This window comes from Amorphus sp. 3PC139-8, from assembly GCF_040750475.1.
In the GTDB taxonomy this organism is placed as follows: Bacteria; Pseudomonadota; Alphaproteobacteria; order Rhizobiales; family Amorphaceae; genus Amorphus.
Genome location: NZ_JABJVY010000024.1, coordinates 24,908 through 38,412, shown reverse-complemented (window position 1 = coordinate 38,412; position 13,505 = coordinate 24,908). Strand labels below are relative to the sequence as shown.

Here is a 13,505-nt window from a genome sequence, read left to right as displayed (position 1 = left end):
GCGTCGCTGCGCAATCTGAAGATCGTCGCCGCGTCCCGGCAGCTCATCCGACCGCCTCCGCAGGGCGGGCACTTACCGCCGCGTCGGGCCCGCCGCGATCAATGCCCTCCAATCGCGTGCGCTTGAGTAGCAGGGCGTTGACCGCGACCAGCGCCGAGCTGCCCGACATGGCGAGCGCCGCGACCTCGGGGCTGACGACGAGGGGATAGAACACACCGGCGGCCATCGGAAAGGCGACGACGTTGTAGGCGACCGCCCAAAACAGGTTCTGATGCATCTTGCGCAAGGTCGCGCGCGACAGCTCGATCGCGCCGACGATGTCGTAGGGGTCGCTCCTCATCAGCACGACGTCGGCGCTCTCCATCGCGACGTCGGTGCCGGCGCCGATGGCGAAGCCGACGTCCGCCTGGGTCAGCGCCGGCGCGTCGTTCACGCCGTCGCCGACCATGCCGACCCGCTTGCCCTGGGCCTGCAGCTCCTTGACCTTGTCGGCCTTCTGGCCCGGCAGTACGTCGGCGAGCACGATCTCGATGCCGAGCTCTGACGCGATACGCTTGGCGGTGCCCTCATTGTCGCCGGTCAGCATCGCCACTTCGACGCCGCGCTCACGCAGCTTGGTGACCGCCGCCTTGGCGCTCGGGCGTGGCGCGTCGGCGATGGCGACGAGGCCGAGGATGCGGCCGCCGCGGGCGACATGCACCACCGTGCGACCGGCGCCCTTGAGCCGCTCCGCTTCCTCCGCGAGCGCGCCGAGCTCGATCTTCTCTTCATCCATGAGCCGGCGGTTGCCGAGGAACACCGTCTCGCCTTCAATCTCGGCTCGCGCGCCCTTGCCCTCCAGATTGAGGAAGGCGCGCGTCTCCGGCACGTCGAACCCCTCGGCCCGCTCTACGATCGCCAAAGCGAGCGGGTGGTCGGAGCCGCGCTCGACCGCTGCCGCCGTCCACAGAACCTCGTCCTCCGTCCGGCCTGCGGCCGCGACGACCTCGACGACGCGCGGTTGGCCCATGGTCAGCGTGCCGGTCTTGTCGAAGACGATGACATCGAGCTTGGTCGCGTCCTCGAGAGCGCCTGCGTTCTTGAACAGGATGCCGTGCGTGGCGCCGAGCCCGGTGCCGACCATGACGGCCATCGGTGTCGCCAGCCCGAGCGCGTCCGGGCAGGCGATGACGAAGACGGTGATCGTCAGGGTGAGGGCGAACAGCAGCGGCGAGCCGATCCACCAGAACCAGGTCGCGAAGGTCGCGAGTCCGATCAGGATGGCGATCAGCACCAGCCATTGCGAGGCGCGGTCGGCGAGGAGCTGGGCTGGCGCCTTGGAGTTCTGCGCCTCCTGCACCAGCTTGACGATCTGCGCCAGCGCCGTGTCGGCGCCGACCTTGGTCGCCCGGTACTTGAAGCTGCCGCTCTTGTTGATGGTGGCGCCGATGACCTGATCGCCCGGCCCCTTGTTCACCGGCATCGATTCGCCGGTGAGCATGGATTCATCGACCAGCGATTCCCCTTCGACCACCTCGCCGTCCACCGGGATCTTGTTGCCCGGCCGGATGATCACGGTCTCGCCGGCCTGGACCTCCGAGGTCGGGACTTCGACCTCGCGTCCGTCGCGCACGACCGTTGCCATCGGCGGGGCGAGATCGAGCAGCGCCCGGATCGCCGCCGAGGCGCCGGCGCGCGCCCGCATCTCCAGCCAGTGGCCGAGCAGGATGAAGACGAGCAGCACCGCCACGGCCTCGTAGAACTGCACGCCCGGGAAGAAGAAGGTCGAGCCGACGCTGAAGACGTAGCCGGTGCCGACGGAGAGCACGACGAGCACCGCCATGTTGAGCACCCCGTTCCTGAGCGCCCGCCAGGCGGCAGTGAAGAACGGCCAACTCGGATAGACGATCGCGATGCTACCGAGGAAGAAGAGCCACAGATCGAGGTCCAGGCCGAAGGGTGGCGCAGGCGGTGTGAATATGCCGCCCATCGGCGAATAGATGAAGATGGGTATGGTGAAGACGAGCGCGATCCAGAACCGGTTGCGCATGTCGCGCACCATGGCGGCCATGTCCATGCCGGACCCATGGCCCATCTCGTGCGCCATCTCGTCCTGCGCCGGCGTTCCTCCGCCGTGGCCCCGGTGGCTCGTCGGCGCGGGCCTCACCTCCGCTGGCGCCGCCGGCTCGCACACATGCCGCGGCGTCACGCTCCCGCGGCAGCGAAAGCCGCAAGAGTTCACCTTGCGCCGCAGCCTCTCGACGCTCGTGATTGTCTCGTCGTAATCGACGGTGACGCTGCCGGAGGCAGGGTTCGCCGAGGCCCGACGAACACCCTTCTCGGCGCTCAACTGCTTTTCGAGGCCGAGATGATCGAGCTCTTCGAAGAGGCCGCCCACCTCAAGTGTTACCGTGCTCAACACCAACCTCCCAGGACCCGCGGCTCATGATGCATCGTAGATCGACAGGCGCCGCGACGAGCGGCACCTGTCTTCTGCCTGATCCCTGGATCTCAGCTGCCGCAGCAGCAGCCCTTCGACTTGCCTTGCGCCGCCTCTCGCGTCTTCGCCCGCTGGTCCGCCGAAGACTGTTCGGGTGCGGCCGAGGGCATTGCAGTCGAGGGCTTCGCCGAGTGGGCTGGCGAGGGCTCTCCATGACCGCAGCAGGAACCCTCGGCCCGAGTCGCCGAATCGACGTTCGAAACCTTTGTATCTTTGTGCATCGCCATCATCCTTTCACATGCGTCCGCGCCTTGATCGCGGCCGGACCGCCCTTCAGTCCTAAAGACGCGACGACGTACCCGGCATTACAGTTCATTGTTGTCCGTCAGCCTCTCGCGGCGCCGTCGTGCACGTTCGGCCTCTTCGCAGCGGCAGTCGAGGAAGCCGTGGATCGGGCAGGTCAGGCACATCTCCTCCAGCCGCTTCTTCAGCGCCTGGCGGCCGCGGTGGAGCCTCACCGTGACGTTGTTCAAGGTGACTCCGAGGCTGGCCGCCACCCGTTCCCGCGGCTCTCCCAGCAGGTCCACGCGCCAGATCACCTCGGCGTAGTCCGGCTTGAGCGTGGGCAGGAGCTTGTAGAGACAGTTGCACACCGCCTCGTCGAGCTCCTCGTCAGCCTCGATCTTCAAGGCTTCAATGTCGTTCGGATTCATCACCGCCTCCCGCTGCCGCCGCCTGGTGGACCGACGCTGATGGTCGACGATGGTCGTGGCGAGGATCCGGCTCAGCCAGCCACGGACCGACCGCACGTCGCGCAACTGGGTCGACCGCTCGATTGCCCGCAGCATGAATGCCTGCAAGACGTCCTCGGCGGCTTCGGAGTTGCCCAGTCGCCGTTGCAGAAAGCTCAGGATCTGCCGACGACTCTCCACGAGCGCCTGACGCACGGCAGCATCAGCCGCCTTAGTTGCCGCGTCGCGCTCATCGTCGGCGCTTAAGCGGTCGTCCGGATCGTCGCCAGTCATCGTCCACCTCCTATCCTTCAGACGCCCAGCCTACCGACGCCTTACACCGGTGGCGTCTAACGAAGGGACGAGCTTTGACGCCGGGCCTCGGTGGTCGCAGCAATGTTGGAGCAGGGGGCGCAAGGCACGCCCTAACGGAGCATGCGGAACGGCGGGGACCAAGATCAGGAGGATGCCAACGCTCCGGACAGGCGCGCAGGATGTGGACGGCACTGCGAACGGATCGCCAGAACGATATACGCCGAGCCGAGTGAAACGAGAATCGCGTTGTCACAGATCGTTCAGCCAAGGCTGCTTGTCGAGACGGTCTGCGCCGTCAGCATGGATAGGTGGTGCAGCCCTGGAACGCCCGTCCCTCGGCCGCGGCGGTGGCTTCGCCACGGCGGTGGGCCCAGGCCACCAGGGCGATCGCCGCGAGCACCAGGGCGAATCCGACGAGGTGGACCCAGTGGAAGGCCTCGCCGAGCCAGACGTACGACACCAGCAGACCGCTGGCCGGCATAGCGCCCATGAAGCCCGACGCCGTGCTCGCCTGGACCGACTTGAGGCCGTAGAACCACAGCATCGTGCCGATCCCGAAGGGGCCGACTCCCCACCAGGCGAGAGCGATCCACTGCTCGGTGCTGGGGGTTGCGAAGTCAAACTGCGCGGCCTGAAAGAGGCCGGGCCCCGCGAACAGGGCCGCGGCGGTCCAAGCGGCCAGCGGAATCAGCAGGACCGGCCGCACCTCCTTGGTGACGCGCTTGGCGAGGAGGGAGTAGGCCGTCGCGCTGGCTACTGCCCCTAGCACGAGCAGACTGCCGATGACCGACCCCCAGACGCCCTGGCTGCCCAGCTCGGCGCCCCAGGTGTTGATGATAACGACTCCGGCGATCGACAGGCCGACCGCCCCGATCTTGGCCGGACCAAGTTCTTCTCCCAGGAACCAGGCCGCGCCCAGGGCGACGGCGGCGGGGCTGGTGCTCATCACCACGGCGCCGATGACCCCGCTGACGAGAGTCATGCCGCTGAGCAAAAACAGGCTAAAGGCGACGAGACCGATGGCGCCGATTCCCCCTATCAGCAGCCAGTCGCGCCGGCTGATGCTGCGCAGCTCGCGTCGGTAGACAATCAGTAGCGGTGTGGTGAGCAGGGCCGCCAGCGATAGCCGCAGGAACGGCGCCAGGAAAATTGGGAACCCGTCAGTCACGACCTTGGCCGTCGGCGTTCCGCTCCCGAAGACGGCCATTCCGAAGAACAGCGCCGCAAAGACCCCGACCTCTCGCATTCACTGATCTCCCTTGCTCTCCGATCATCTTGGTAGCCAATTCAGCGGCGGAAGATTTTTGCATTGCGACATGAATATTATAAGACCACGAACAACGGGATCAGAATCCAGAGTAGACCCATGGTGCCCATGCCTTACATTCCCTCATATACTTCCATCATCGTGTCTCTCCTTTCCGCGAGCTTTCCTGTGACCGAGCACGGCTGGCGGTCTCCCGCGCCGTAACGTCTGACGGCTGTCCGGCGCTCAACAAGCGCTTCAAGGCCGATCGGTAGCGCGCCGGGATAACTTTCCACCCGACGGGCAGCAGCGTGATGAACCCGAGCACCAAGACGGTGACGCCGGCGCGCCACAAGTCGCCGGAAGCGAGCTCGTCGCCGAAATGCGCGAGCAGAAAGCTCGCTGGAATAATGCCGAGGAAGGTTGCGACGGCGAAGCGCCAGGTTCTGAGCGGCGTCAGACCGGCGGCGTAGCTGATGATGTCGAAGGACAGGAACGGCATCAGCCGCGTCGCGAATACGACGGCCATCAAGGCAGTTTGCGACCCTACGAAGCGGTGCAGCGCGCCTGTGGGCAGGCGTGCGCCGAGCCATGCCCTGAGCGCGTCATACCCGATGAGGCGGGAAATGCCGAAGGCGACCAGGGCGCCCGTTTCGGAACCTATGGCGACATAGAGCGCGCCCCAGAAATGCCCGTAGGCCGCGCCGGAAGCAAGTGCGATCGGGGCGCTCGGGATCGGGCTCATGACGATGGCCACGGTCATCAGGCCGATGATCAGAAGCGGGCCCAGGGGGCCGAGCCGCATCACCGCCTGCTCGAGCGCCTCGCCATCGAGCAGGCGGTCCAGCATGCCGGTTCGCCACAATAAGAGAGACGTGACTAGAAAGATGGCGAACACCGCCAGCCCGGCGATGATGCGTGTCCAGGACAGACTGGATCTAGCGGCCTGCGTCTCGCTCACACGGGACCTTGGTGACTTCGGTCAGGGAGCCGTTTCCATCGAACGGACTCGACCCTGACGTCTTCGACTCCGAACTCCCTGGGCCGGGTGATGCGGCCGGCGGTGTCCATCCGTGGCGGATGTCGCAACCGAAAAGATGGAGATGCCGCTCCCTCCCGTCTGGTCCCGGTCCATCTCCTCCCGAATACACCGCCCACCGTACAGGCTGGGCACCGCTGGACTTTCGAGCCCCGGGCCATCGTCTGGCTGAAGCGCCCGTCATCGCCAGCGTCGAACTGGACCACGCTCATGGAATCACCTTGGCTTCTTGGCGGCCACTCGCGACGTCAGAGTCTCTCGATGACCAGCTTGAGCTTGTCGCGGACGGCTTCGGCGATGCGGGCCAACTCAGGATTGTCGACGGCCTGCATAGACGCCGCCGGGTCGACCGCGGCTACCTCGACACCACCGTCCTCGGTCGCCTGGACGATGACGTTGCAGGGCAGCATGGTGCCGATCTTGTCCTCCGCCTGGAGTGCCTGATGCGCCAGTGATGGATTGCAGGCCCCCAGAATGCGGTAGTCGCGGAAATCCTTGTCGAGCTTCTTCTTTATCGTAGTCCGAACGTCGATCTCCGTCAGGATACCAAAGCCCTCGTCCTTCAGAGCGTCGGTTACCTGGGCGACCACCTGATCGAAGCCCTTCCCTGACAGGGTCTTTGCGAAATAATATGTCATCGGTCGTCCGCCCTTCTATGTGCAAGATGCTCCATATTCTACTTGGGAGCGGCAACCACATGTCTGATGCGACCGCCGCTTTCCAAGCGTTATTGTTGCTCGTTCATCTCCATCATCATCTTCTGCTGTTCGAGCATCTGCTCCATCATCTGCTGCATCATGCCCAAATGCTCGCGCATACGGGTCATCATCTCAGGCGCCGCCGCACCCATCATCTCCTGCATCTGTCCGGACTGGTCTCCCGACATGCCCATAGACTGACCGCTTGACATCCGGCCACCGCCCATCTGGCCCTGCATGGGCATGTCGCCCATCATGCCGCGCATCGCCTGCATCTGCTCGCCCATCATCTCGATGTGCTCACGCATGAGCTGGCGGCGCTCGGCGGGGTCCTTCGTCTCACGGGCCTGCTGCATCAATTCCTGCATGCGCTCGAAGGCAGGCCCCGGCATCTGCTGTGTCTGGCCCTGCTGCGGCTTTGTCTCGTGCTGGGCTGCCCATGCGCCGGTTGCGGCGAGGGCGGTGACACCAACGGCCACGGCCAGGGCTTTCAGGCCCGGCAAACGCAAGCCATTCGAATGGGTCGAAGTGGAGTGTAGGGTCATGATCGCTCTCCTTTTGGTCTGGTCGGAAGACGCTGCGCCGGGGGATGCCTCTACGCGCCCGGCTCTGCATCGAATCCTTCAGACGCCCGTCCCGCCGCCTCGTTACACCGGTGGCGCTGAGTACCAACGGCGAGCTTCGAGACTGGGCCTCTGTGGCCGCAACAATGTCGGAGTAGGAGGTGTAAGGCGCGCCCAGTTCGAACGTCTCTAGTTGGTGACACGCTGTCCGCTCAGGTCGCTCGACCGATAGGCAGCACCAATGGTTCAAACGGTAGGCCTCGGGTGCCCCTGCGGGCCGCCGCCGGAGTGTCTCCAGAAGGGCCGATGGGGTTTCTCATGCGTATCTTGTTCGTCACCTCCGAATGTCATCCCCTGATAAAGACGGGCGGGCTGGCCGACGTTTCGGCCGCCCTCCCGGCCGCCTTGGCCGAGCGCGGAATCGACATTCGCGTGATGATGCCCGGCTACCCTGACGCGTTGGACCGGGTCGACCATGTCGGGCCGGCGATACCGCTCGGCGACCTGCCGGGCGAGGATCGCGCCCGTCTTTTGCCTGCGCGATCTCCGGATTCCGGCATGCCGCTTTGGCTGCTCGACTGTCCCAGGCTCTATCGTAGGAATGCCGGCCCCTATCAGGATTTGGATGGCCGCGACTGGCCGGACAACGGTCTCCGATTCGCCGCGCTGTGCCATGCGGCTGTGCGCGTCGCGTGCAACGCAGCGGGACTCGGTTGGCGGCCGGAACTGATCCACACGAATGACTGGCATACCGGACTGGTGCCGCTGCTCTTGGCTGACTCCGCAAGATCGCGTCCGCCCGTCGTCTTCACGATCCACAACCTGGCCTTCCAGGGCCTCTTCGCTGCCGATGCATTGCCGCTTCTGGGCCTCCCCGGCGACACCTTCTCGCCTGAAGGAGTCGAGTTCTATGGTCGGATCTCCTTCTTGAAGGCGGGGCTTCGCTATGCCGATCGCCTGACCACGGTCAGTCGGACGTACGCACGTGAAATACAAACGCCGGAGTTCGGCTGCGGTCTGGACGGACTGCTCCGCCAGCGCTCGCGGCATCTCCTGGGAATACCCAACGGCGCCGACTACGGTCTCTGGGATCCAGCGGAGGACTCAAGCCTGCCGCGTCGGTACAGTCTGGCCGAAATCGGTCGCAAGCGAGATTGCAAGGCCGTCTTGCAATGCGAACTCGGTCTGGACGTGGAGCCGGAAACGCCTCTCTTCGCCTTCCTCAGCCGCCTGACCGAGCAGAAGATGGCCGACACTGTCGCAGAGGCTGTGCCCTGGCTCATCGCGGCGGGTGCCCAGTTTGCCCTGCATGGACAAGGCGACCGCGCCCTGGAAGAGCGATTCAAGGCATTGGCAGAGCAGTATCCGGGGCGCGTTTCCGTGCAGGTAGGCTACGAAGAGCGATCCGCGCGCCGTCTTCTGGCGGGCGCTGATGTTCTGCTCCATCCGTCGCGTTTCGAGCCCTTCGGCCTGGTGCCAATCTATGCTCTGCGCTACGGCACCCTGCCCCTCGTGCGGAAGGTCGGCGGGCTGGCCGATAGCGTTGTCGACGGTTCCACGTCGAATGTCGATGGGGAAGCGACGGGGTTCGCGTTTTCGGGTGACACCCTTGAAGACCTGCTCGGCTGCCTGAGACGCGCCCTCGACACGTTCGGGCAGCCGGTGGCGTGGCGCCGGATGCAGCGTCACGCGATGCGGCAGGATTTCGGCTGGCGAGGACCGGCCGAAGAATATCTTGATCTCTATCGGACGCTCACCGAATCTCGCGCAGAGCAAGACTTCGCCGAGCCCGGGCCCGGGCGTGGCCTGTGGTCCGACCGGAGCTTCCTGCCATCTCCCCCGCCGATGCGAGCACGCACAGCGAAGGGCTGAAGTTGGTACCCACTCATAAAAGGAGACACATCATGAGTGACGATCTGAATGCGAAAGTCCGGGAGCGCGCCTATGCCATCTGGGAACGGGAGAACCGGCCCGAAGGCAAACACCTCGATCACTGGCTCTGCGCGCAGGCGGAGATCGAAGCCGAGCAATCGCCCGTAGGGGACCAGCCGGCGTCTATGCAGACCGAGTCGATAGACGCGGCTGAATCCGCATCTGGAGGAGGCGGCGGGGCCAAGAAGCGATCCAGCTGAGCCCGGTGTAGGTCCGTCCGGTCGCTCTGGAAAGCTTGCTTCTTCTTCGTCGACATCAACGCGGACGAGTATGAGACGGGTCCGGAGTGACTGGACCTTTGGGAATTTTCGGCCGCGGCCTACACAGCGACTTTTTCGGCTGATCTCGTTCCGTGGCGCGAGACCAGACCGACCGCGAGGATGACGAAGACAATACCGGCGAGTTGCGGCCACTCCAAGGTTTCGTCAAAGAACAGAGTGCCGATCGTCAGACCAAAAATCGGGATTAGAAAGCTGAAGGCATTGGCCCTGTTGAGCGGCGCCTTCTCGAGCACCGAGAACCACAGCCAGTAGACGAGCGCCGTGCCGAGCAGGCTGAGCGCGAGGAGGATGCCGACGAACGTAAACGACCATCTGACCGTTGCCGGCTCCTCCGTGGCCCAGGCGATAAGAACGAGGGGGATACTGCCGATCAGCATCTGCAGTCCCATGGCCATGAGGGGATCGACCTTGCCCGCGATGCGCTTGATCACGACGTTGCTGACGGTGACGCCCAACGCGGCAAGGATGATATAGGCAACGCCGAAAATGTAGCTCTGCTGCCCCGGGGCTACAAATTGGGGCGCGGCGATGCTGAGAATGCCGATGAAGCCCAGGACCAGCCCCGTGATCCCCCGTGCCGTGAGTCGTTCATCGAGGATCAGGCCTGCCAGCATCGCCGCCAGCAATGGCTGGGTGTTGGCGATCACCGTGGCGATGCCGGGCGAGACGAACTCCGCAGCATGAAACATCCCCAGGAAGCCCAGGCTCGTCGCTCCCAAGCCTACGATGGCCAACATCGCCCAGTGCGGCAAACCCTTGGGCAGCGGCCGATGCAGCGCGAGGGCGAGCATAGTCAGCGTAAGGCCTGCCAGGAGCGCGCGCATCGCAGCGAAGGTCAGGTGCGGAGCGAGGTCCAGACCGGCGGTGATCAGGGGGAAGCAGGCAGCCCAAAGCAGCATGACCAGAATGATCTGCGCGATCGTTACGGCAGTCATCTCTGAAGGATCTCCTTTTCTGGCCGTCCGCCAAGAAACTGTTCGGCGATACAATCCGCGGCGATCATGATTCCGTGACCGGAACTTCGCGGATAGGCGACAAGCACGACGGTTCCGAATACTCCGCAGCGCTCGTCGACGCCCGTCTGATCTCTGGCCTTCGTGCGATTTGCATTGACCACCGCTGCTCGCTGACGGGGCGCCCAACTTGTATTGAATGCGGCGCGGCGACGCTCCTTTCCGCAGGACCAAGGCGACAACACGCGTCTCCCGCGGACACTCAGGTGACGGACGATGCGGTTGATCACACCATCTTTTCCCGCGGCGTCATGACCTTCGATCAGGACGAGGACCTTGTCGCGCAGCGGATGAAGTGCTTCCGAGCTTTGCCAGTTCGAACGTTCGAACTACAGACTGTGGAGAACGGCTCGGTAGTCGCCCTCCACGGTCTGGTTGTCGGCAGCCGATGGTGCATCCGGCGACGCGCTCTTGAAGTTTTCTTGGCCATGCGAATTACTGATGGGCCGGGCAACGCAGCGCGGAACCTCCCGCCTGATGGAAGCGGCCCGCGCCAGATATCAATCAAAGAGACGCTTCGGTGATGGCGGCATTACACGCTGGTGCATCTCGTCCGCCCCGATGGCGCCCGTGGGACTCCGGCGCGCAATCGCAGTTCCCGAATCCGCCAACACAGCACGCCCCACAGCGCTCCTCGATCTTCTCCTTCAGGGCCCGGCGCGCCCGATGCAGCCGGACACCGATATTGTTGGTGGTGAGACCGAGGTCGACCGCGATCCGCTCGCGCGACTCCTCCTCGAGATCGGCCCGGCGAATGATCTCGGCATAGTCTGGCCGGAGTGTTGGAACGATGTTCCGGACGCAGCTGCATGGATTTTCAAGCTGGACCGTTCCCGGTTGAACCACCGGTTCTGGAGCCTCCGCTTCGTATGCGGCCTCGGCCCGCTGCCGCGCCGCCCGGCGCCGATAATAATCGGTCAGCGTGTTGCGCAAGACCCGACTGAGCCAAGCGTCGATCTTGCCGGTGGTCTTAGGCTTCTCCGTGGCTCGCACCACTTTGAGGCAGAAGTCCTGGAAGGCATCTTCGGCATCCTCCTGACGGCTCAGGCGCCGTCGGAAAAAGCGCACGAATTCCGATCGGCACTCCGTCAGACGCTGAAGGGTAGCAGCGTCGGGAGCGACGCTTTGGGATGGGACAGGATCAGGGCGTGAAAGGGCTGTCATTGTGATGACTCCATGCGCAGAGGATGGTCGAGCGGTATCGCGACGCGCAGGGAGTATCGAAGCCCGCGGGCGCGTCGGTCAGACGTGCACAGGGAGACGGGGCGGGCGGAATTGACGATCGCTGATCGTGGATCGCTGGTAACGCGGCGGTTGGGGAATCCAACCGCCGGATTGCGGTGCGTGGAAGACGGTAGAAGAGCCCACCGGGAGAAAAGCGCAGGACGCCGGCGAGTGGCAGTGGGATACCGTAGGCGATGTGCCGAGCGTTGCGTCACTGGGCGGATCGGAGACGAGTAACACACCGCTCGCTACGGCCGTCTCCGTCCCGGCGGCCGAAGGATCGGCGTGGGCCATGTGGAAACTCAGACCGGCTATAATCAGCAGGGACAGGAGGAACATCACCCAAGCTCGGGGCGCGCTCCTTCTGAATCGCTCTCGATTGTAGTGGTACATCGAACTTCGCACAGACCATCCATCTTCGGCAAGCTTATGCCACAAAGATAGCTTCGTTATTGATCGAGATCAAACGGCGGTGCGAGACGGGCTTCCTGAGACCTTTGAAGACCTCTACAACACGGTCGGGCTTTCTTGCAGGTTCGTCACGATTCTGTCGCAATCGCTCGCACCTGGCTGCGCATTCCCTCATAGAGTCGTTCGACGTCCTCCCGCCGACACAATCCCGTACCGGCTGATAGGACGGCGGCAGCGCCGGCGGCCATGCCATAGGCGAATGCGTCTTCGGAATCGCGCCCTTGAGCCAAGCCTAAGGTCATGGCCGCGGTAAAGCTGTCGCCGGCACCGACGGCACTTTTTGCAACTACGTCGGGCGCGGCCAGGCGCAGCATGCCTTGGCTGGTCGCGAGCAGCGCACCATCACGGCCCAAGGTCAGCGCGACCAGTTCGGCCACGCCCGAGCCGATCAGCTCTCGCGCCGCTTGCTCCTGCGACGCCTGGTCGGGAAGCTTCCGATCGACCAGGGTCTCGAGTTCACCGAGACTGGGTTTCACCAGATGGACGCCGCGTGCGAGCCCGGCACGAAGCGCGCTTCCCGAGGTATCGAGCATAAGCTTGGCGCCCTTGCGGCGGGCGAGGTCCGCCACGGCGACGTAGAAATCATCGGGGACGCCGCGCGGCAGGCTGCCGCTCGCGACGAAGTAGTCGCAGTCAAGATCCTCCAGCGATTCCAGGAACACTCGCCATTCCGATTCCCCGACCAAGGGGCCAGTGGGCACGAAGCGGTATTCCTGGCCGCTCGATCGCTCATAGACTGCGTGGCTGATGCGGGTGTGGTCCTGGATCGGGACGCGCCGCCGCGGGATGGCCGCGGCGTCGAGCAGGTCGTCGAGAACGCCGCCGGTGGCGCCGCCTGCGAGATAGATGGCGAGCGTCGGGCCGCCGAGTTCCTGGACGACCCGCGCGACGTTGATGCCGCCGCCACCCGGATCGTAGCGTTCGTCCGAGGTCCGGATCTTGTGGATAGGACGTACGACCTCCGCCTCGGCGGCGCCATCGACCGACGGGTTCAAGGTCAATGTGACGATGGCTTTCATCTCATAAATCCTCACGATCGTCGTGCTACAGGGTGGCGGCGCAGTTCAAGTGAATGGCGGCATGCAGGATTTCCCACCGAGATTGGCAAGACACATCTAAACCGACGCCACCACCCTGAGGCGGGTCGCGGCGATAGCTAGAAGGACGGCGCTCGTGCGTGTCCATTACGCCTCGGCATAATGACAAGCTCGGTTGCCCGGACGTACGAAGCGCTCTCAGGAGGGAGAAGCACGGCGGTCGTCCCAAAAACGTAGTCCCGGCCCTCCCGACTGTAAGACCGGCGCTACCTTTGGCGTCCTTATCTTCGACATGCGCGATCAACGGTGCGGCCAAGTTCCGATCCGACCTGCATTTGCAGTGGCGCTGCAAAGCCGTCTCAACCTGTTCCAGGATCTGGATCAGTTCGGCGACGCCGCGGTGATTATTAGCAACTGAGACGCTGTGAGCCTGAGGCAGAATGTGAACGTCGAGGCGGTCCTTAGAAACGTCGATCCCCACATAGCAACCGTTTTCCATATATGTGTCCCATCCTTGTAAGTTCGGGGTTGTTTCC

The 13,505-nt window shown here is 64.3% G+C and carries 12 protein-coding genes; 2 read left to right on the top strand and 10 right to left on the bottom strand.

Features of this window, described 5'->3' with window-relative positions; genetic code table 11:
• Window positions 1-43: 43 nt before the first annotated feature.
• The 6 genes from HNS03_RS19630 to HNS03_RS19605 form a co-directional block, all read right to left on the bottom strand.
• Entirely contained in the window at window positions 44-2,401 is a 2,358-nt protein-coding gene (locus HNS03_RS19630; protein WP_367197751.1) for a heavy metal translocating P-type ATPase, read from the bottom strand.
• A gap of 383 nt (window positions 2,402-2,784) precedes the next feature.
• Window positions 2,785-3,444 carry an RNA polymerase sigma factor gene (locus HNS03_RS19625; RefSeq protein WP_367197750.1) on the bottom strand — a complete coding sequence of 220 codons (660 nt, stop codon included), beginning with the start codon at window positions 3,442-3,444 and terminating at the stop codon, window positions 2,785-2,787.
• Between the two features lie 316 nt (window positions 3,445-3,760).
• The gene (locus HNS03_RS19620) at window positions 3,761-4,711 is read right to left on the bottom strand and encodes a DMT family transporter (protein ID WP_111344323.1); all 951 of its coding nucleotides are present in this window, start codon (window positions 4,709-4,711) and stop codon (window positions 3,761-3,763) included.
• A gap of 157 nt (window positions 4,712-4,868) precedes the next feature.
• Complete coding sequence (locus tag HNS03_RS19615; protein ID WP_244935044.1) at window positions 4,869-5,672, bottom strand: TVP38/TMEM64 family protein; 804 nt, start codon at window positions 5,670-5,672, stop codon at window positions 4,869-4,871.
• Between the two features lie 326 nt (window positions 5,673-5,998).
• On the bottom strand, window positions 5,999-6,388 hold the full coding sequence (locus tag HNS03_RS19610; protein ID WP_367197749.1) for a DUF302 domain-containing protein: 390 nt from the start codon (window positions 6,386-6,388) through the stop codon (window positions 5,999-6,001).
• Window positions 6,389-6,477: 89 nt separating this feature from the next.
• Window positions 6,478-6,993: a hypothetical protein gene (locus tag HNS03_RS19605; protein WP_367197748.1), complete on the bottom strand. Its 516-nt coding sequence runs from the start codon at window positions 6,991-6,993 to the stop codon at window positions 6,478-6,480.
• A gap of 345 nt (window positions 6,994-7,338) precedes the next feature.
• Here HNS03_RS19605 and glgA point away from each other — a divergent pair, with 345 nt between their 5' ends.
• A complete protein-coding gene (glgA, locus tag HNS03_RS19600; protein WP_367197747.1) occupies window positions 7,339-8,883 on the top strand; it encodes a glycogen synthase GlgA in 1,545 nt (514 codons plus the stop codon).
• A 32-nt stretch (window positions 8,884-8,915) separates the two neighbouring features.
• Window positions 8,916-9,143, top strand: a complete 228-nt coding sequence (locus HNS03_RS19595) for a DUF2934 domain-containing protein (RefSeq protein ID WP_111344318.1) — start codon at window positions 8,916-8,918, stop codon at window positions 9,141-9,143.
• A 119-nt stretch (window positions 9,144-9,262) separates the two neighbouring features.
• Here the strand turns inward: HNS03_RS19595 and HNS03_RS19590 are convergent, their stop codons facing one another.
• From HNS03_RS19590 to HNS03_RS19575, 4 genes are all read right to left on the bottom strand, one after another.
• Window positions 9,263-10,159, bottom strand: coding sequence for a DMT family transporter (locus HNS03_RS19590; protein ID WP_367197746.1), 897 nt, complete (start codon window positions 10,157-10,159; stop codon window positions 9,263-9,265).
• Window positions 10,156-10,524 carry a hypothetical protein gene (locus HNS03_RS19585; RefSeq protein WP_367197792.1) on the bottom strand — a complete coding sequence of 123 codons (369 nt, stop codon included), beginning with the start codon at window positions 10,522-10,524 and terminating at the stop codon, window positions 10,156-10,158. The genes HNS03_RS19590 and HNS03_RS19585 overlap by 4 nt, the downstream gene beginning before the upstream one ends.
• Window positions 10,525-10,741: 217 nt before the next feature.
• Window positions 10,742-11,401 (bottom strand): sigma-70 family RNA polymerase sigma factor, encoded by a 660-nt coding sequence (locus HNS03_RS19580; protein ID WP_111344312.1) that lies wholly within the window; start codon window positions 11,399-11,401, stop codon window positions 10,742-10,744.
• A gap of 599 nt (window positions 11,402-12,000) precedes the next feature.
• Window positions 12,001-12,951: a 1-phosphofructokinase family hexose kinase gene (locus tag HNS03_RS19575; RefSeq protein WP_111344310.1), complete on the bottom strand. Its 951-nt coding sequence runs from the start codon at window positions 12,949-12,951 to the stop codon at window positions 12,001-12,003.
• Window positions 12,952-13,505 lie beyond the last annotated feature (554 nt).